Source organism: Micromonospora sp. NPDC002717 (genome assembly GCF_040295705.1).
Lineage (GTDB): Bacteria > Actinomycetota > Actinomycetes > Mycobacteriales > Micromonosporaceae > Micromonospora.
The window spans coordinates 75,217-95,043 of sequence record NZ_JBEOVW010000020.1 but is presented as its reverse complement, the minus strand read 5'-3'; the positions used below and the strand labels follow the sequence as shown (position 1 = coordinate 95,043).

General features: G+C 69.1%; 18 protein-coding genes. 16 read left to right on the top strand and 2 right to left on the bottom strand.

Annotated features, from left to right (window positions below; all coding sequences use genetic code 11):
• Positions 1–85: 85 nt before the first annotated feature.
• The 15 genes from ABT006_RS25560 (at position 86) to ABT006_RS25490 (ending at position 14,868) form a co-directional block, all read left to right on the top strand.
• Complete coding sequence (locus tag ABT006_RS25560; RefSeq protein WP_350710332.1) at positions 86–895, top strand: ABC transporter permease; 810 nt, start codon at positions 86–88, stop codon at positions 893–895.
• 38 nt (positions 896–933) lie between these two features.
• A complete protein-coding gene (locus ABT006_RS25555; protein ID WP_350710330.1) occupies positions 934–1,725 on the top strand; it encodes an ABC transporter ATP-binding protein in 792 nt (263 codons plus the stop codon).
• Positions 1,722–2,543, top strand: a complete 822-nt coding sequence (locus ABT006_RS25550) for an ABC transporter permease (RefSeq protein ID WP_350710328.1) — start codon at positions 1,722–1,724, stop codon at positions 2,541–2,543. Before ABT006_RS25555 ends, ABT006_RS25550 begins: the two co-directional genes overlap by 4 nt.
• A 131-nt stretch (positions 2,544–2,674) precedes the next feature.
• Positions 2,675–3,739, top strand: a complete 1,065-nt coding sequence (locus tag ABT006_RS25545; RefSeq protein ID WP_350710326.1) for an ABC transporter substrate-binding protein — start codon at positions 2,675–2,677, stop codon at positions 3,737–3,739.
• A gap of 111 nt (positions 3,740–3,850) precedes the next feature.
• Positions 3,851–4,642, top strand: coding sequence for an IclR family transcriptional regulator (locus tag ABT006_RS25540; protein WP_350710324.1), 792 nt, complete (start codon positions 3,851–3,853; stop codon positions 4,640–4,642).
• A gap of 57 nt (positions 4,643–4,699) precedes the next feature.
• A complete protein-coding gene (locus ABT006_RS25535) occupies positions 4,700–6,184 on the top strand; it encodes an NAD-dependent succinate-semialdehyde dehydrogenase (protein WP_350710322.1) in 1,485 nt (494 codons plus the stop codon).
• The gene (locus ABT006_RS25530; RefSeq protein ID WP_350710320.1) at positions 6,178–7,008 is read left to right on the top strand and encodes a nitrilase family protein; all 831 of its coding nucleotides are present in this window, start codon (positions 6,178–6,180) and stop codon (positions 7,006–7,008) included. The genes ABT006_RS25535 and ABT006_RS25530 overlap by 7 nt, the downstream gene beginning before the upstream one ends.
• 194 nt (positions 7,009–7,202) lie before the next feature.
• Positions 7,203–7,766, top strand: coding sequence for an amino acid synthesis family protein (locus tag ABT006_RS25525; RefSeq protein WP_350710318.1), 564 nt, complete (start codon positions 7,203–7,205; stop codon positions 7,764–7,766).
• Positions 7,767–7,794: 28 nt separating this feature from the next.
• Positions 7,795–9,150: an aminotransferase class III-fold pyridoxal phosphate-dependent enzyme gene (locus ABT006_RS25520; protein WP_350710316.1), complete on the top strand. Its 1,356-nt coding sequence runs from the start codon at positions 7,795–7,797 to the stop codon at positions 9,148–9,150.
• Between the two features lie 46 nt (positions 9,151–9,196).
• On the top strand, positions 9,197–10,612 hold the full coding sequence (gene hydA, locus ABT006_RS25515) for a dihydropyrimidinase (protein WP_350710314.1): 1,416 nt from the start codon (positions 9,197–9,199) through the stop codon (positions 10,610–10,612).
• A 49-nt stretch (positions 10,613–10,661) separates the two neighbouring features.
• Entirely contained in the window at positions 10,662–11,669 is a 1,008-nt protein-coding gene (locus tag ABT006_RS25510; RefSeq protein WP_145835928.1) for an LLM class flavin-dependent oxidoreductase, read from the top strand.
• Positions 11,670–11,673: 4 nt separating this feature from the next.
• Positions 11,674–12,369, top strand: a complete 696-nt coding sequence (npdG, locus tag ABT006_RS25505) for an NADPH-dependent F420 reductase (protein WP_350710312.1) — start codon at positions 11,674–11,676, stop codon at positions 12,367–12,369.
• Complete coding sequence (locus ABT006_RS25500) at positions 12,366–13,196, top strand: carbon-nitrogen hydrolase family protein (protein ID WP_350710310.1); 831 nt, start codon at positions 12,366–12,368, stop codon at positions 13,194–13,196. The genes npdG and ABT006_RS25500 overlap by 4 nt, the downstream gene beginning before the upstream one ends.
• Positions 13,193–13,861 (top strand): 2-phospho-L-lactate guanylyltransferase, encoded by a 669-nt coding sequence (cofC, locus tag ABT006_RS25495; RefSeq protein ID WP_350710308.1) that lies wholly within the window; start codon positions 13,193–13,195, stop codon positions 13,859–13,861. The genes ABT006_RS25500 and cofC overlap by 4 nt, the downstream gene beginning before the upstream one ends.
• Positions 13,862–13,914: 53 nt before the next feature.
• On the top strand, positions 13,915–14,868 hold the full coding sequence (locus ABT006_RS25490; RefSeq protein WP_350710306.1) for a DMT family transporter: 954 nt from the start codon (positions 13,915–13,917) through the stop codon (positions 14,866–14,868).
• 486 nt (positions 14,869–15,354) lie between these two features.
• Here ABT006_RS25490 and ABT006_RS25485 read toward each other — a convergent pair whose 3' ends face one another.
• Positions 15,355–16,674, bottom strand: a complete 1,320-nt coding sequence (locus ABT006_RS25485; RefSeq protein WP_350710305.1) for a phage tail tip lysozyme — start codon at positions 16,672–16,674, stop codon at positions 15,355–15,357.
• Between the two features lie 23 nt (positions 16,675–16,697).
• On the bottom strand, positions 16,698–17,984 hold the full coding sequence (locus ABT006_RS25480; protein ID WP_350710303.1) for a M23 family metallopeptidase: 1,287 nt from the start codon (positions 17,982–17,984) through the stop codon (positions 16,698–16,700).
• Positions 17,985–18,974: 990 nt separating this feature from the next.
• On the opposite strand from ABT006_RS25480, the gene ABT006_RS25475 reads away from it, so the two are divergent.
• A partial coding sequence (locus ABT006_RS25475) for a peptidoglycan DD-metalloendopeptidase family protein (protein ID WP_350710301.1) occupies positions 18,975–19,827 on the top strand: 853 nt, incomplete at its 3' end.

Here is a 19,827-nt window from a genome sequence, read left to right as displayed (position 1 = left end):
GGTGGAACGAGTGACACTGCGCCGATCCGGGCGCCTGTCCGCCGCGAGGAAACGCGTGCTGAACGCCGTCGGGGCCGTATTGGTCGTGGCGGCGCTCGCAGGCCTCTGGGAGTGCTACAAGGCGCTGGGGCGCGCCGTCGATGACGTCGTGCCCGGCACCGGGATCGCCTTCCCGGTCGCCACCGACGATCTTTCGATGCCGCACGTCTGGTCGATTCTCGGCGCCCTGGTCGAGCCGGCCCGGCGGGGCGACTCGATGGTGCTGGGCAGCTATCTCCTCGGCGAGACCAGTGTGACGCTCCGCGAGGCGTTCTACGGTCTGCTGGCGGGCTCGTCGCTGGGCCTGGTGCTGGCGGTCGTCTTCCTGCACGTGGTGCCGCTCAGCAAGGGACTTATGCCCTGGCTGGTCGCATCACAGACGGTTCCCCTGGTGGCGATCGCACCGATGATCGTGATCTGGGGTGGGAAGGCCGGCGCGCCGCCCTGGGTGGCGGTGACCGGTATCGCCGCCTACCTCGCGTTCTTCCCGGTCACCATCAACGCCCTACGAGGCCTGAAGTCACCGCCGAAGGTCCAGTTGGAGTTCATGCGCAGCGTAGGCGCGGGCCGCTGGCAGGTGCTGGGGTGGCTGCGGATCCCGGCAGCACTGCCCTTCGTGTTCGCCGGGCTCCGGCTGGCCGCCACCGCGAGCGTGGTGGGCGCGATCGTGGGCGAGCTTTCCGCGGGCACCGGCCGGGGCATCGGCCGGGCGATCCTCACCTTCGCCTACTACTACTCGAACGGGCCGGAGAAGTTGTACGCGGCCGTCCTGGTTGCGGCGGCGGCCGGCATCGTGTTCGTGCAGTCCCTGGCACTCATCGAGCGCGTGGCGCTCCGGCACCGGCACACCCGATGAACATTCCTTCCGCCTCAACAACACCTGGAGAGACGCTGATGTCTGAGGCCGCGATCATTTCCGTGCGAGGAGTCAACAAGCAGTTCACCGGCGGAAACCGTACGGTGACGGCACTTGAGGACATCGACCTGTCGATCAAGCGGGGCGAGTTCGTGTCCCTGTTGGGCCCGAGCGGCTGCGGCAAGAGCACTCTGCTGCGGGTCCTGGCCGACCTGACCGAGCCGACCAGCGGCACGGTGTCGCTGAACGGCAAGACGCCGGGCGCGGCACGGACGGACCGGGACTACGGCATGGTCTTCCAGCAGGCCGGCCTCTTCGAGTGGCGTACCGTGCAGCGCAACGTCGAGCTGCCGTTGCAGGTGGCCGGGGTGGACAAGCAGACCCGGCGGGCCAAGGCCCACGAGATGCTGGAACTGGTCCGCCTCTCCGACTTCTCCCGGCACTTTCCCTGGCAGCTCTCCGGCGGCATGCAGCAGCGGGTGGCGATCGCCCGCGCGCTGTCGGCGGACCCGGAGATTCTGTTCATGGACGAGCCGCTCGGCGCGCTCGACGAGATGAACCGCGAGCGGTTGCAGGGCGAGCTGCTGCGGATCTGGTCGGACACCCAGACCACCGTCGTGTTCGTCACGCACAGCATCTCCGAGGCGGTGTTCCTGTCGTCGCGGATCGTCGTGATGTCCGCGCGTCCCGGACGCATCGCCGCCAGCATCGACGTCGACCTGCCATACCCGCGTACGGCGGCGACCCGGACCACCGAGGCGTTCTTCGCCAAGGTCACCGAGGTGCGTACGGCGCTGCACGGCGTCCCGGCCGAGCAGGCGGCCCGATGAGCACGACGCGGCTCGCGCGGGACACCGTGCCCGGCGTCGGTGCCCGGTCGGCGATCGGCCGGTTCCTCCCGGTCGTCCTCACCGCGCTGGTGATCATTGGCTCGTGGCAGCTGCTGGTGACCGTCTTCGACGTTCCGTCGTTCATCGTCCCGGCGCCGGCCGACATCTCGTCGGCGTTCCAGGCCGAGTTCGGCACGATCATGTCGGCGTCGGTGGTCACCGTGCAGGAGGTGCTCCTCGGTTTGGTCCTCGGCGCGGTAGCGGGGGTCATGGTGGCGTTGGCGCTCAGCCGGTTCCCGGGAGTGTCCGCGCCGGTGCTGACCGCGGCCGTCGTCATCAACTGCGCCCCGATCGTGGCCCTCGCGCCGATCTTCAACAACTGGTTCGGGGTCACCAACCCGATGTCGAAGGCCGGCGTGGCCGCGGTGATGGTCTTCTTCCCGGTCCTGGTCAACACCACCAGGGGACTTCTCCAGGTCTCACCCCTGCACCTGGAGATCATGCAATCGCTCGCGGCGCAGCCACGACAGGTGGCGCTCATGCTGCGGTTGCCCAACGCGTTGCCGTACCTGTTCAACGCGCTCAAGCTCGGCAGCACGCTCGCCGTGATCGGCGTGATCGTGACCGAGTACTTCGGAGGACCGAGCAACGCTCTCGGGGTGTACATCGCCTATCAGGCGGCCCTGCCCCGCTTTGAGTTCGCCTGGGCGGGGATCGCCGTGGCCAGCGCGCTCGGCCTGCTGCTGTTCGGTGCCACGTCTCTGTTGGAACGCCTCCTGATGCCCTGGCACGAGTCCCTGCACGACAGCGACTCGTGAGCCACGGGCCACCACGATCTGTTGGAGTCAGAATGGCCCTGCAACTATGGCGGACCCCGCGGAAGGGTCGCCCCGCCACAATCGCCACTGCCCTCACCGCCGTCCTGCTCGCCGCCTCGGCGTGCGGTGGCATGTCCGACACCCAGAGCGAGTCCGCGGCTGAGGCCGCCAAGAACTGCGAGTCGACCACCAAGGTCCGGGTGGTGCTCCAGTGGGTCGCCCAGGCCCAGTTCGCCGGCTACTACGCGGCCAAGGAGAAGGGTTACTACGCCGAGGAGTGTCTCGACGTCACCATCCAGGAGGGCGGCGTCAACATCGTTCCTCAGCAGGTGCTCTCCGCCGGCAACGCCGAGTTCGCGGTCAGCCACGTCACCAAGACGATGGTGACCCGGGAGCAGGGCGCGAATCTGGTGAACATCGGCCAGGTGTTCCAGCGCGGCGCCTATCTCCAGGTCGCCTGGGCCGACTCCGGCATCAAGGCGCTGACCGACCTGAAGGGTAAGAAGGTCGGGAGCTGGGGTTACGGCAACGAGCTCGTGCTGTTCGCAGCGATGAAGGACGCCGGTGTCGACCCGAGCCGCGACACGGAGATCATCCAGCAACCATTCGACATGTCGCTGCTGCTCCGTCGGGAGATCGACGCCGGTCAGGCCAAGACCTACAACGAGTACGCCCAACTGCTGGAGACCAAGAACCCGAAGACGGGCAAGCTCTACCAGCCGTCCGACTTCTCGGTGATCAGTCTCCAGGACGCCGGCTACACCAGCCTGGAGGACGGCATCTACGCCCGTGGTGACTGGCTGGGGGAGCAGACCAACCAGGACACGGCGGTGAAGTTCCTGAAGGCGTCCTACCGCGGCTGGGGCTACTGCCGCGACGACCTGGCCGGCTGCGTCGACATCGTGCTCGACAACGGCAGCGCGCTGGGGCAGGGACACCAGACCTGGATGCTCAACGAGATCAACAAGCTGATCTGGCCCGCGACCAACGGCGTGGGGATGATGGACCAGGCGGCCTGGGACCAGACGATCAAGATCGCGATCGGTGGCGGCGTGCTGAAGAACGTGCCGGACAAGGACGCGTTCCGCACCGACCTGTCGCAGCGCGCGAACGACGAACTCAAGGCCGACGGGTTCGACGTCAGCGGCAACTCCTACAAACCGCAGACCGTGACGATTACGGAAGGCGGGAAGTAGGCGAGCGGCGTGTGCCGGGCGGCGCCCGCCGTTCGGCACACGTCCGCAGCCAATGACGCCTGCCAAGATATGGGCCGTATACCAAGGCCGATGCAATTGATGGAGGTAGCAATGGCGCCCAGTGAGGCGGGGCTGGTGCGACGTACGATCTGGCTCCTGCGGGCCGTGGCGGCTCACCCCGAGGGTGTCGGACTCAGCGAGGTGGCCCGGGAGGCGGGTATCCCCAAGGCCACCTGCTACCGGGTGCTCACCGTGTTGGAGCGGGAGAGTTGGCTCACCCTCGATCCGGTGACCCGTCGCTACCGTGTGTCGCTCGGACTGCTCTCCATCGTGGGCGGCCTGCTCGACGGCGGCGGCGCGTACGGCCACATGCGGGAGGTGCTGCGGAACCTGGCCGAGGAGACCAGGGAGACCGCGGGCTTCGACGTGCTGCTTCCACCGAAGGTGATGGTCGTCGCCCAGGTGCCGGGGCCGTCGCTGATCGGGCAGACGCTCAAGCCGGTACCCCGTACCCAGCCGGTGTGGGCGACCTCCACCGGGAAGGTGCTGCTGGCGGCGCTGAACCCGGATTCGGTGCGGGCCGACTTCACCGAGGAGTTCGCCGAGCACGCCCCGCCGGAGGTGGGGGACCTGGAGTCCTTCATGGGCTCGCTGGAGGCGGTTCGGAACCGGGGGTTCGCCTTCGCGTACGACGAGCTGGAGGTCGGTGCGGCGTCGGTCGCCGCACCGGTGCGCCTGCGAGGGACGACGCCGTACGCGGTCTGGATCGGCGGGCCCACCTACCGGATCACCCGCGACCGCATCGACATCATGGCGGAGTCGGTGATCAAGGCCGCACGACAGCTCACCGACCTGCTCAGCAACGCTGACATCGATATCCCGAGTGCCTTTGCCGGACGCTAGGCACCCGCCGACCGTACCGGCTCGCCCGTGGCGAGGCCTGCGGTGAAGGAGGAAGCAATGGCCGTACCAGCCGAGGCGTTGGCGGCGGCGATGACCGTGGTCGACAAGACCCCCAAGGGCCTGTACGTCGACGGCGAGTGGCGCGCGGGCCGGGACGGTGCCGTCCTGGCCGTGGAGGACCCGGCGACGGGGTCGACGATCGCCGAGGTGGCGGACGCCTCGGTCGCCGACGGGCTGGACGCCCTGGCCGCCGCCGCTCGTGCCCAGTCCGGCTGGGCCGCCACCTCGCCCCGAGAACGGGGAGAGGTGCTGCGCCGGGCATTCGACCTGGTCATCGAACGCCGGGACGACCTGGCCCGGATGATGACCCTGGAGATGGGCAAGGCGTTCGCGGAGTCCCAGGCCGAGGTTACCTACGCCGCGGAGTTTCTCCGCTGGTTCGCCGAGGAGGCGGTCCGGATCGACGGGGGCTACCTCACGGCACCGGCCGGGAACTCGCGCGTCGTCGTCCTGCGGCAGCCGGTCGGCCCCTGTCTACTGGTGACCCCGTGGAACTTCCCGATGGCGATGGGCACCCGCAAGATCGGTCCCGCCCTGGCGGCCGGCTGCACCGTCGTGGTCAAGCCGGCCAAGCAGACCCCGCTGTCGATGCTGGCGCTGGTGGAGATCCTGGAGCGGGCCGGCCTGCCGCGTGGCGTGGTCAACGTGCTCACCACCTCGCAGTCCGGCCGGGTCACCTCGGCGCTGCTCGCCGACGACCGGTTGCGCAAGCTGTCGTTCACCGGCTCGACCCCGGTCGGTCGGACGCTGCTCGCCCAGTCCGCGCAGCGGGTGCTGCGCACGTCGATGGAGCTGGGCGGGAACGCGCCGTTCATCGTTTTCGACGACGCCGACCTGGAGCTGGCGGTCGAGGGGGCCGTGCAGGCGAAGATGCGCAACGTCGGTGAGGCGTGCACCGCCGCGAACCGGTTCTACGTGCAGCGGTCGGTGGCGCAGCGGTTCGTCGGCGCGCTGGCCGAGCGGCTGCATGGGCTGCGCGTCGGTCACGGGCTGGACCCCTCGACCGAGGTAGGGCCGCTCATCGACCAGGCCGCGGTGGCGTCGGTTGCTCAGTTGGTCACCGATGCGACGCAGGCGGGGGCGAGCGTCGTCACCGGCGGCGGACCGATCGCCGGGGAGGGCCACTTCTTCGCGCCGACTGTCCTGTCTGGAGTGCCCGACGGCGCCCGGTGCGTCCGGGAGGAAATCTTCGGGCCGGTGGCTCCGGTCGTGGTCTTCGACGACGAGGACGAGGCGGTCGGCAGGGCCAACGCCTCGGAGTATGGCCTCGCCGCGTATGTCTTCACGGAGAACCTCGGCCGTGGCCTGCGGGTGACCGAGCGCCTCGAGAGCGGGATGGTGGGGCTCAACCAGGGCATCATCTCCAACCCGGCGGCACCGTTCGGCGGAGTCAAGCAGTCCGGTCTCGGGCGCGAGGGCGGCAAGGCCGGCATCGACGAGTACCTGAACATCAAGTATGCGGCGGTACGGGCGTCATGGTGACCAGGTTCCTGCTCGCCGGGGTCCAACTGGAGCCGGTCTTCGGTGACATCCCGGTGAACATCGCCAAGACCTCGTACTGGATCCGGGAGGCGGCGGGCCGTGGGGCCCGGCTCGTGGTGTTGCCCGAGGCGGCCTCGGCGGGATACGTCTTCGCCGACCGGGCGGAGGCCGCGCAGCATGCCCAGTCGGTGCCGGACGGCCCTACGGTCGCCGCCTGGGCGCGGCTCGCCGCCGAGCTGGACGTGTGGATCGTGGGTGGGGTCACCGAGCGGGACGGGGACCGGGTCTTCAACGCGGCAGTGCTGCTTGGCCCTACCGGCCATGTCGGAACCTTCCGCAAGGCCCATCTGTGGAACGACGAGAAGGAGATCTACGACCGTAACGGGGACGGCTTCCCGGTCTTCGACACGCCGCTGGGCCGGATCGGGATCGGGATCTGCTACGACGCCTGGTTCCCCGAGACGTTCCGCAGCGCGGCGTTGCAGGGTGCCGACCTGGTGGTGTTGCCGTCGAACTGGGTGCCGGTGCCCGGGCAGCCCGAGGCTGCCCCAGCCATGGCGAACCTCATGTGCATGACCGGGGCGCACTCCAACCAGTGCTACGTCGCCGGGGTCAGCCGGATCGGAGTCGAGCGGGGGCAGACGTTCGTCGGCCGGTCCGTCCTCGTGGGACCCGACGGTTGGCCGCTCGCCGGCCCGGCGAGCCCGGACCGGGAGGAACTCGTGCTGGCGGAGGTGGACCTGATCGGCTCGCGTGCCGAACGGTTGCACAACCCGTTCAACCAGCCAGTGGCCGACCGGCGGACTGACCTCTACGTCCATTGACGGACCGGCCGTGAGCTGAGCCGGGGGCCCGTCTCGCCGGTAAGGGGGCGGCGTCCTTCGTGACCTGCGGGGATCGGGCGACGCGCGGGTACTCCGGGCACGGGGATCTGTCCTTGAAGGCTATTGACTTCGCTCTTCCCGCAGAACCAAGATATGGACCGACGGTTCATCCAATGAACCACTAAGGAGTGATCGTGAGCATCCGTGTTCGCAAGCTGATCCGTCACCTCGAAGAGACGCGGCTGGAGAACGGCAGGGAGGTGCAGCCGGCGCACCGGGTCGCCTTCGCCGGCGTGGTCATCGAGAATCCCTACCCCAGCGAGTACGTCCAGGACCTGGTCACCCTCGCCGACGAGATCGGTGAGGAGATCGGCAACCTGGTCGGCCCCGCCTGCGTGGAACTGCTCGGCGAGGAGGTCGAGGCGTTCGGCAAGGCGGCGCTCGTCGGCATCGACGGCGAGATCGAGCACGGCTCGGCGCTGATTCACAACCTCCGCTTCGGCAACGTCTTCCGCAGCGTGGCCGGCGGCACCGAGCTGCTGCCCGCCGCCGAGAAGGTCGGCCTGCCCGGCAGCCCCATCGACATTCCGCTCAAGCACAAGCTGGATGCCAAGACCCGCTCGCACCACCAGACGGTGACCCTCCAGGTAGCCGACGTGCCGCGGCCCCGGGAGATCTTCGTGGTCTGCGCCGCGTCGAACGCCGGACGCCCGCTGGCCCGGCTCGCCGCCTTCGGCGCCGAGCTGAAGAGCAACTGACCCAGCCGGACGGGACGGAGGCCAGCCGATGACGATCACCGACACCGACACCTGGACCAGCCAGCGGGTCAAAGAAATCGACAGGGAGTACGTCATCCACTCCTGGTCGGTGCAGGGCGCGCTCGACCCCATCCCCGTGGCCGGCGGATCCGGATCGTGGTTCTGGGACTACGACGGCCGCCGCTACCTCGACTTCCAGTCACAACTGGTCAACCTGAACCTGGGTCACCAGCACCCCCGACTGGTCGAGGCCATCCGCGCCCAGGCCGAGCAACTCTGCTACATCGGACCCGGCTTCGCCGAGCGCTCCCGGGCGGAGCTGGCCGAGCTGATGGCCGAACTGACCCCCGGCGACCTGAAGATGAGCTTCTTCACCACCGGCGGAGCGGCAGCCAACGAGAACGCCATCCGACTGGCCCGGCATGTCACCGGCCGGCAGAAGATCATCGCCCGCTACCGCTCGTACCACGGCGCCACGGCGGGCGCGATGTCGCTGACCGGCGACCCGCGCCGATGGGCGGCCGAGCCGGGGATGACCGGTGTGGTGCGCATGCTCGACCCCTACACCTACCGGTGCCCGGCCGGGCACCCCGACCCGTGCCCGGTCTGCTCCGGGGGGCCGCACCTGGAGGAGATCCTCCAGTACGAGAACCCGGAGACGGTCGCCGCAGTGATCATCGAACCGGTCACCGGCACGAACGGCCTGCTCTACCCGCCGGACGGATACCTGCGGTCGCTGCGGGAGGTCTGCGACCGGCACGGCATCCTGCTCATCTTCGACGAGGTGATGGCGGGCTTCGGCCGTACCGGTGAGTGGTTCGCCTGCGACCACTGGGATGTCGTGCCCGACATTCTCACCACCGCCAAGGGGCTGAACTCCGGCTACGTACCCCTCGGGGCCATGACGGTCTCCGCCCGGATCTCCGACTGGCTGCGCGACCACATGTTCTGGGGCGGTCTGACCTACGCCGGGCACCCGCTCGCCTGCGCCTCCGGCGTGGCCTCCCTGCGGATCATGCAGGACGAGGGCGTGGTGGAGAACGCGCGGGCAATGGGGGAGCGGCTCGGGGCCGGCCTGGCCAAGCTGGCGGAGAGCCACCCGAGCATCGGCGACATCCGTGGCCGGGGTCTGTTCTACGGCGTGGAGCTGGTGCGCAACCGCGACACCCGGGAGCCGCTCGTCCCGTTCAACGCCAAGGGCCCGGCGGCGGCCCCGGTCAGCCGCCTACTCAAGGCCGCGATGCAGCAGGGCGTCTACCTGACCGCCAACTTCAACGTCCTGCGGCTGACCCCGCCGCTGGTGATCAACGTCGAGGAGATCGATCTCGCGCTCGGCGTCCTCGACGAGGTCCTGTCCCTCGCCGACGAGCACTACCAGGGCTGACGAACGGCGCGACGGGTGGAAGCCCGCCGGGGAGGAGAGGTACGAGATGCCAACGACGTTGATCGCCAACGGCACGGTCGTCAACGCCGATGCGGCGGTCCGCGCCGATGTGCTGGTGCGTGACGGCCGGATCGTCGCCCTCGGCGCCGGGACGGACTGGACCGCCGACCACGTCGTCGACGCGACCGGGAAGCTGGTCATGCCCGGTGGCATCGACGCGCACACACACCTGGAGTACCCGGTCGACGGATTCAGTACCCACACCGCCGACGACTTCCACACCGGGACCGTCGCGGCGGCGTGCGGCGGCACGACCACCGTCCTCGACTTCGTCAAGAAGGAACCGGACCGGTCGCTGTACGACACCTACCTGCGCCGGCGGGACGCGGCGGCGGCCAAGGCAGTGATCGACGTCGGCCTGCACGCCATCGTCCCGCCCCGCGCCGCCCAGCCGGACGTCCTCGACGACCTGCGTCGGCTGGTCACCGAGGGCGCCACCAGCTGGAAGTTCTTCATGGCCTACCCGGGCCAGATGGTAGAGGACAACGAGCTGCTCGACGGCTTCGAGCTGGCGCGCGAGCTCGGCGTACTGCCCATGGTGCACGCCGAGAACGGACACATGGTCGCCCGGGAGGTTCGGCGCCTGGTGGACAGCGGCCAGACAGCCGAGAGCTTCCACCTGCGGGCACACGGGCACGAGTCCGAGGCCGAGGCGGTGCACCGGGCGGTCGTGCTCGCCGACACCATCGGTACACCGCTGTACGTGGTGCACGTCTCCAGCGCGGCGGCGGCCGACGAGATCAGCCGGGCCCGGGCGGCCGGGTCGCGGGTGTGGGGCGAGACCTGCCCCCAGTACCTGGTCGTCGCCTACGAGGACTACGCGGACCTCGGCGAGCACGCCGCCGCGTACGTCTGCTCGCCGCCGATCCGGGAACGCAGCAACCAGGACGGCCTGTGGCGGATGCTCGCCACCGGCGCCCTGTCCACCGTCGCCACCGACCACGCCGGCTTCTGCCTGCACCAGCCCGACGACCTGCCGCCGCAGAAGATGCGCAGCCCCGGCTACTTCCCGAAGGTGCCCAACGGCGTCCCGGGCATCGAGGACCGGCTGATGGTCCTCTGGCAGGCCGGGGTGGCCGGCGAGCTGATCGACCCGTGCCGCTTCGTGGACCTGGTCGCCACCCGGCCGGCCAAGCTGTTCGGCCTCTTCCCAGCCAAGGGGATCGTCGCCGTCGGGGCGGACGCCGACCTGGTGGTCTGGGATCCGGCGGCCGATCACGTGATCACGGCGGCGGGTTCGCACATGCGCACCGACTACAACATCTACGAGGGCATGCGGGTGACCGGCAAGCCGGTACACGTGTTCTCCCGGGGTGAGCACCTGGTCGACGCGGCCGGCCTCCGGCACGACACCCCCGGCCGGGGAACCTTCCTGACCCGCGCCGCGCCGCGCCTCTCCTGACCTACCGATTCCCACCCTCCACCACGTACCGAGCGGAGCTGACACAGTGATGAAACTTCCCCTGGGTATCCATGTCGGCGAGCGACTCAGCCTGGAGCAGACCTACTGGCAGGCCGAGTTCGCCGACCAGAACGGGTTCGAGTCCGTGTGGGTCGCCGAGGGACGACTCGCGCGCGATGGCATCGTCCCGGCGGCGATCATCGCGAGCAAGACGAAGAACGTGAAGATCGGCACCGGTGTGGTCAACAACAAGAGCCGCAACGCGGCCCTGATGGCGGTCACCTTCAAGACCCTGGACGAGGTGGCGCCGGGCCGGGCGATCCTGGGCATCGGCGCCTGGTGGGAGCCGCTGGCGACGAAGGTCGGCCAGCCCTTGGCCAAGCCGATCAAGTCGATGCGCGAGTACATCACCGTTCTGCAGGCCTTCTTCCGCAACGAACTCGTCTCCTTCGACGGCGAGTTCGTGCAGATGAAGGACGTGCGCTTCGACAGCATGTACCGCGAGAACAAGCCGGTCGACATCCCGATCTACATCGGTGCGGTAGGCCCGCGGATGCTCGAACTCGCCGGCGAGATCAGCGACGGCGTACACATGGACTTCCTGCTTCCCCCGTCGTACATGGTCGGCGCCCGTGAGGCGATCGAGCGGGGGGTGGCCAAGCGGACCGACGGCCGCGACGGCATCGACCTGACCCAGATCGTGGCGTGCAGCGTCAACGACGACGACCCGCAGGAGGCCATCGACGCGTGCAAGGCCTTCCTCACCCTCTACCTCTGCCAGCAGCCGCACATCGCCGAGCACTGCGGGGTGGAGCGCGAACTCGTCGACCGGTTGCAGGAGATCGCCGGCTGGCCCGCCACGCCGGAGGACATCAAGCGGGCGATGCAGTTGGTCCCCAACAGCCTGGTGCAGAACGTCACCGCCTGCGGCTCCACCGACGACGCCTTCCAGAAGCTGCAGTCGTACCACGAGGCCGGGGTGCGCTGCCCGATCATCTCCACGCTGGGTGACAAGGAACAGACCCTCACCCGGCTCGCCCAGGCCGCGAAGGGGTGACCCGATGACAGAAAACCTTCCCACCCGCATCGCCGTGGTCGGTGGCACCGGCCCACAAGGCCGGGGGCTGGGCTACCGCCTGGCGCTCGCCGGACACGAGGTCGTCCTCGGATCACGTGACGCCGAGCGGGCCACGGCCGCCGCCGAGGAGCTGACCCAGCAGGCCGGCGTTGCCCGGATCACCGGTGCGGCGAACCTGGCGGCTGCGGAGAGCGCCGGCATCGTGCTGCTCGCCGTGCCGTACGACGGACACGCCCAACTGGTGACCAGCCTGGCGCGTGCGATGGCCGGCAAGATCGTCATCAGCTGCGTCAACCCGCTGAGCTTCGACCGCTTCGGGCCGTACGGCCGCAACGTCCTGGCCGGAAGCGCTGCCGAGGAGGCCGCCGAACTCGTCCCCTCGGCCACCGTGGTCGGGGCATTCCACCACCTGGCCGCCCCCCTCCTGCTCAACCCGGAGGCGGACCTGAGCCACGAGGACGTCCTGGTCTGCGGTGACGACATCGCCGCCAAGGAACGGGTGATGGCCCTCGCGGCCGACGTGACAGGCGGCCGCGCCCTCGACGCCGGCCGGCTGCGCCTGGCCCGGCAACTGGAACCCCTGACCGCAGTACTGATCAGCGTGAACAAGCGGTACAAGACCCGTTCCGGGCTGGCTCTGACCGGCCTGGCCCCGGCTGTCGGAAAGGTCCCCGCGTGAGACTCGCCGCCCTGCAACTTCGCGCCACCGACGACCGGGCCGAGACGATCGGCCGGGCCGCCGACCTGATCGACGACGCGGCCGCCCAGGGCGCTCGGATCCTGCTACTGCCGGAGCTGTTCGCGGTGCCGTTCGTCCAGCCGGAGCCCGACCTCGACTACTTCCAGTACGCCGAGGAACTCGACGGGCCGTCCAACCGGATGGCGGCCGAGCGGTCGAAGCGGCACCGGATGACCGTCGTCTCGTCGATCTTCGAGGCGGGGCAGGTGCCGGGGGTGTACCACAACACCGCCTGCACCTACGTCGACGGCGAACTCAAGTCGGTGTACCGCAAGTCGCACCTGCCGTTCTCCAACGGCTTCCCGGAGAAGTTCTACTTCCAACCGGGCGGCGCCGAGCCGGAAGTGGTCCAGACCGGTGAGACCGGAGTCGGCACCATCATCTGCTACGAGCGGCACTTCCCCGAGCTGAGCCGCATCGTCGCCCTGCGCGGCGGGTCGGTGCTCTGCGTCCCGGTCGCCTCGGCGAGCGCCCCGATGCGTGAGGTGTTCCAGCTGGAGTTGCGCGCTCACGCCGTGTTCAACGGGCTCTTCGTGATCTGCGCCAACCGGGTCGGCACGGAGGGCGTGAAGGACTACTTCGGGCTCAGCGCGGTGTACGGGCCTAACGGTGACGTGCTCGCCCAGACCGCCGACGACCGCGACGACGTGGCGGTGGCCGAGGTGGACCTGAGCCTCGTTGACCTCTCCCGCCGTCGACGCCCCTTCCTCCGCGACCGGCGACCCGAGCTGTACGGCCGGTTGACCAGGATGGAACCCGACGCATGACGGACGGCTCGTGGGTGGTGGTCGTACCGGCAAAACCCTTCGCAGCGGCCAAGACCAGATGCGTTGGCCTCGACGTCTCCGAACGGAGCGCACTGGCCCGGGCGATGTTGCTCGACGTCGTCGGCAGGCTGACGCGGGCCCGTCGGGTGCGTGCCGTCGTCGTCGCCGCGACCGACCCGGAGGTGGTCGGCGCGGCGTTGGCCGCCGGCGCCGTGGTCGCCGGCACCACCTGCGGGCCGGACCTGAACCGGGAGGTCCTCGCCGCGCTCATCGTCGCCGGGGAGGCGCTCCCCGACGCGCGGTTGGCCGTCGCCATGGCCGATCTTGCCGGCGCGCAGCCTTCGGACTTCGACGCGGCGCTGACGGCGGGCGGATCCCACCCACGGTCCATCGTCTCGGATGCCGACGGCACCGGGACCACCATGGTGACACTCACCGATCCCGGCGAGTTCCGGCCTTTCCTCGGCCCTGACTCTCGCCGCCGGTTCCTCGCCGACGGCTACCACGATCTCCCGGTGACCGCGCCTGGGCTGCGGCGGGACGTGGACACCGTCGCCCACCTGCTCTCGCTCGGGATCGACCGCCTGGGCGGGGCGACCCGTGCGTGGGCCGGGTCACCGGGCCCGGCCGCCGATCGGCCGACCTCATCCGCCGCCCGGCACTGATCAAAGCGACACCGGCCCACAGGTCGGTGCCCCACCGCCCCGGGAAGGACACGATGATCCCGATCGCCCGCCGTGCCTCCAGCGACCGCACCTGGCTGGTCGCCGTCGCCGCCAGCCTCTGGGGCTTCTCCGGCCTGCTGCGGGAACCGCTCTCCCAGCAGCTTCCGGCGCTGAGTGTGGTCCTGGCCGAACACGTCGTCCTCGTGATCCTGGTGTCGCCCTGGCTGATCCCGGCCGTACGAACCCTCGCCCGCTGCTCCGTGCGGACGAAGCTGGCCGTGCTGGTGATCGGAGCCGGCTCCTCGGCGCTGGCCACGACGCTGTTCACCGCCGCGTTCCGGCTGGGCGACCCGATCACCCCGCAGGTGTTGCAGAAGCTGCAACCAGCGCTGGCGATCGTCCTGGCCGCCGCGCTGCTCGGGGAACGGGTGAACCGGCGGTTCCCCCTCTTCGCGGTGCCTGCGGTCGTCGGCGCCTGGCTGTTGGCGTTCCCCGACCCGCTGGGGATGCACCCCCGCAGCCTCGCTGCGGCCGGGCTGGCCACCGGGGCCGCGGCGCTCTGGGCAGCCGGCACCGTCCTCGGCCGGATGGTCAGCGCCGAACTGTCCTTCCTGCATGTCACCACGCTTCGGTTCACCGTCGGACTGGTCACCCTCGCCACCTTCGCCGCGGCGACCCGCACGCCGGTCACGGTTCCGGTGGAGCTGGTACCGCGGCTGGTGCTGCTCGCGGCCGTACCGGGCCTGCTCGCCCTGTCGCTGTACTACCACGCCCTCCGGCACACGCCCGCGTCGAGCGCGGCCCTGGCCGAACTGGCCTTCCCGCTGACGGCCGCCGTGGTCGGACTCACCCTGCTCGACGGGCAACTCGATACGAGCCAGTGGACCGGCCTGATGCTGGTACTGACCTCGGTGGTCCTGCTCGCGCTGCACGAGAACCGCAGTTCGCGCCCGGCGGTGCGACAGCGGCCCGAGGACCGTGGCTGGACGCCCGCCTACCAGTCCTGACGTTCTGCACCCCGGTGGTTACGAGATCGGCCCAGCGGCTTCCGAATGGCTCCCCGGCTGGGGCGAACGCACTCTCGCGCAGGGGGAGGCGCTCAATCCCCTCGGCTACCACGTCGGCACCGTCTGGGCCCCTTCGACACCGCCTTCATCGTCTGGGGGCTCCGCCACTACGGCTTCGACCACGAGGCAGGACGCATCGCCGAGGGGGACATCATGGAGTTTCCGGCGCCGCGTCGCCGACCGAGCGCGTGGCACAAGGCGCTGGTGCTGGCCACGGACTGACCGCCGCACCGCGCGATGGGCCGCCCGGCCCCCTGTCGGGGTGGGGACGGGCGGCCCTGTCGCCCTGGCCGGTCCGGCATCGGCATGACATCCGGCCTGGCCCCTGTCCGGCAGGGGTTCCATGCTGGTCCAGGGATGCCGCCTTCGCGGAACGCCGGGCCGCTTGCCGGAGGCACCCCCGTCACTGAGGTGTGCCGTCCGGCGTCAGCGGGTGTAGAGGACCTTGGTGCCTCCCGCGTTGACGGCGGAGACGGAGTTGACCCCGGACAGGTTGGGCACCTGCAGATTCCGCCAGCCCGCGTTGCTCGCCGCCTCGTGCACGCGGCCGTTGTTGACCGTGTAGACGATTCTCGTGCCGTCCGCCAACGAGATGGCGGACAGACCGCTCCCGTAGATGGGGCTACCGTTGTATCCCACGGCGTACGGCGTCCAGTTGCCGCTTCCGGCCTCCCACACCGCGCCGGCGCGGATCGTGTACAGCACCGTGCCGCCGTTGTAGGGAATGGCCGACAGCGCCGACACACCACTCAACGTGGGCACCCGCAGGTTTCGCCAGCCGGCGTTGCTACCGGCCTCGTACACGTAGCCGTCCCGCATCGTGTAGACGATCCGCGTGCCGTCGGCCCGCAGCACCGCGCTAACCGCGTCCGCGTAGATCGGGCTTCCGTTGTATCCCACCGCGTACGGCCGCCAGTCGACGCTGGACGACTCCCACACCGCGCCCGCGCGGATCGTGTAGAGGACGGTCCCGCCGTTGAAGGCGATCGCCGACACGGCTGAGACGTTGTCGAGGTTCGGCACCCGCAGGTTCCGCCACCCGGCGTTGCTCGCCGCCTCGTACACGTACCCGTCACGCACCGAGTAGATGATCTTCGTGCCGTCCGCGCGCTGGACCGCGCTCACCTTCGATGCCACGATCGAGGCCACCGGAAGCGGCTGCCAGCCGGAGTTGTCCGCTGTCTCGTACACCTGCGTGTTCGACGCGGGCGGGGTCGTGCCCGCGTACTGGTTGTAGTAGTTCGTCGCGTAGCTAATCCGCGTTGACTCGTGACAGGTTCCGCAGCGCTCGTAAAGGTCCTGGAACGCGACGGTCGCGTCGGCAATCGTGCTCGACGCCCGCAACTGCGCCAGCCCGTAGCCCGAGATGTTCGTCAGCTCCCACCAGATGAAGCCGAGCTGCGCGTTCAGGCTCCACACGTTCTGGCCGGTCACCGCCGCGTACCAGGTCGCGTTTGCGTTCGCGGTCGTGTCCCAGCGGCCGCCGGTGCTCCACTGCGCGATCCCGCGGCCAGGACCGCCGGGCTCCTGCGCCAGCGGGTTGATGTTGGACTCCTGCGCTAGGTTGCCCAGAATGCCCGCGGTCTGTTCCGCGGTGAGTCCCTTGCCGACGAAGAAGTCCCACGCGGTTCTGGAGTTGTCGGCGGCGCGTGCCTCACCGGGGAAGCCGAGCCCGGATATGGCGATGAGCCCTGCCAGGGCCAGCAGACCAACGCGCCGCGGTAGCGCGTTCGGCAAACGATTCATGGTGTGTCCCGCTCGTCTCGGTGTCACCGGGTGTAGAGGATTTCCGTGCCGCTGGCGTAGATGGCGGAGACGGCAGCGACTCCGCCCAGGTTGGGCACCCGCAGGTTTCGCCATCCTGCGTTGCTTGCCGCCTCGAACACCGCGCCGTCGCGCACCGTGTAGACGATCCGCGTGCCGTCGGGCCGGTGGAGCGCGCTGACCGCATTCGCGTAGATGGGACTTCCGTTGTACCCCACGGCGTACGGTCGCCAGTCGACGCTGGAGGCCTCCCACAAGGCGCCCGCGCGGATCGTGTAGAGCGTCGTGATCCCGTTGCGGGAGATGGCCGACACGACTGCCACGCTGTCCAGGTTGGGCACCCGCAGGTTCCGCCATCCCGCGTTGCTTGCCGCCTCGAACACCGCGCCGTCACGCACGGTGTAGACGATTCGTGTGCCGTCGGACCGCAGCACCGCGCTGACCGCGTCCGCGTAGATCGGACTTCCGTTGTACCCAACGCAGAACGGAACCCAGTCGCCGCTCGCGCATTCCCACAACGCGCCCGACCGGATCGTGTAGAGCACGACCCCGCTGCCGACGGCGATCGCCGAAATCGCCGACACGCCGTCCAGGTTGGGCACGCGCAGGTTGCGCCAACCCGCGTTACTCGCCGCCTCGTACACGTACCCGTCACGCACCGAGTAGATGATCTTCGTGCCGTCCGCGCGCAGGACCGCGCTCACCTTCGACGCCACGATCGAGGCCACAGGAAGCGGCTGCCAGCCGGAGTTGTGCGCCGTCTCGAACACCTGCGTGTCCCCCGCGGGCGCGTCACCGCCAAGGAACGCCAACGGGTTGATGCGCCTGCCGGAGGGGTCGTTCATGTGCCAGTGCAGGTGCGGGCCGGTCGAGGAGCCCGAGCCCGGCGCGCCCGGGTAGCCGCCGGACAACCCGACGATGTCGCCCATCGCGACCCGGGTGCCGTTCGCCACGACGAACCCGGACAGGTGCAGGTACTGGGTTTTGTAGCCGTTGTCGTGGTGGATGACCGCCGTGTAGCCGCCGGTGCCGTTGTCGGGGTCGTTGTAGACCACACCGCCGCCCGCCGCAGGCAGTCGGGTGCCGACGGGCATGCCATAGTCGATTCCGCCGAGCGAGCCGCGGGCCAGGTGCCCCTCCCACGTCTCGGTGATCGGGTACCCCGTGAAGGGGTTGTAGAACCCGGGCACGGCCGCGGCCGCCACCCCAGTCCCCACGGTCACGCCTGCGACGGCGACCGCGCCCGCTGTCGCCGTCACACGCAGGAAAGTCCGCCTATCGATCCCGTCCATGCCCACCACCTGGGTCTCAATGTGTTCACGGAATATCCGGGGACGAAACTAGGAAGCGACAGTCTGCGATACATCGGTTGTTCGACCGATGGCCGATCGACGCAACGACGGGTGCGCCATCCGGGACCTGCCTGGTCCGCGACACCCTCCGCCCTCCCGCCACTCACCGTAGAGAGTGACGGCGCGGCGATCATCGCCGCCGGGGACATCGCCATCGGCTCGCTCTGCAGCGGCGCTCTGGTCCGTGGCGTAGTCGTCAACCACACGGAACACGTACGCGGCAGGAGTGTGAGCCCAGCCGACGAAGCCGGGAACCTGCCGCGCAGGTAACGCGCGTTCATCGACGGATACAACGAGCGCTGCCAGCCGTTCCGCTGGACCACAAGGTGTGAGACCTCGTAGAACCCGTCAGCCATCCAGCGCGGCATGTCGTCATTGCCCTCGCGCTGAACCCCCGAGGCGGGAGTCGGTTGATGGCGGGCGACGGATTCAGCTGCTGCCGTCCTTGGTGCGGGCGGTGGTCGTTGAAGTGGTCGACGTACTCGCCGACAACGGCGAGGGCATGTCGTTCGTGGTAGATCAGCAGCCGGTCGGTGCAGTCCAGAGTGCACCTGGCGGGCAGCATCCACCGTCGGGGCTGGACGTGGAAGCCTTTCCCAGCGCGGCGGGGGTACGCGCTCGACGTCGATGCCGAGCCGAGACTGGAGTACCGGGACCCCTTGGGCGGGCAGACCTCAACTCGGCCTCGCTGATCAGCTGCTTGGCAAGACGCCGCCCATGGCGGGGCAACAGGCCATTACGCAGAGAACCATTGGCGTTCTTGACAGTCTCGGCCCCGTTGGGACACCCTTTGGGCCAGATCGCGCCCGAACGTCCGTGGCTCATGACCGTGCAGCTGCAAGGTGACATTCCAAATTCCGCGTCGATCGTAGACACAAGGAGGTCCATTTGCGTCGCGATATCGCAGTCAGCTTGGCTGCGCTTGTCGCCGTGCTCGGAATCCTGATTCCTCAGGAGTCCGCACTCGCCGGCAATGGCGCACCGTTCAAGCTACCTTACCGGGCTGGACATGCGTACACCATTACCCAGACGCCCGGAAGCGGCTATTCTCACAACGACGGCTATAATCGGCATGCCGTTGACTTCGCCATGCCGCAAGGCACCCCGATTGTCGCCTCGGCGGCCGGCACCGTCTACTACGAGGGGTGGAGCACCGGCGGAGGCATCATCGTCTTGATCGACCACGGCAACAACCGTTGCTCTCAGTACGCCCATCTCAGCGCCACCATCGTCAACAGAGGGCAATTGGTGGCGCAGGGGCAGCATATCGGCACGTCCGGCGCTACCGGAAACGTGACCGGCCCACATCTCCACTGGAATATCGTCTACTGCAATTCTCAGCTCAGCCGCGAAATCCCCAATACCGTGGAGACCGGCACCAACTATCCCACCGGCATCGCACCCGTGAGCCAGAACCGCCTTTCCGCCGGCCTGCCCGGGGCTGACGGCGAACGGGTTTCGGACTTCAGTGGTGACGGTGTCGCCGATGTCCTGGGAGTCGCTGCCAACGGTGACTTCTGGTACTACCCGCACAGCGGAGCCGGCCTCGCCAACCCGGTCGGAATCGGACACGGCTGGGCGACCTTCAAGCACGTCATGGCTGCGGACTGGAGCGGTGACGGTGCCGCCGACGTCCTAGGAGTCGATTCTTCAGGGAGGCTACTGTACTACCCGAACAACAGCTACAAACTGTCTGGCTACACGCAGATCGGACACGGCTGGGCGACCTTCAAGCACGTGATGGCTGCGGACTGGAGCGGTGACGGTGCCGCCGACGTCCTGG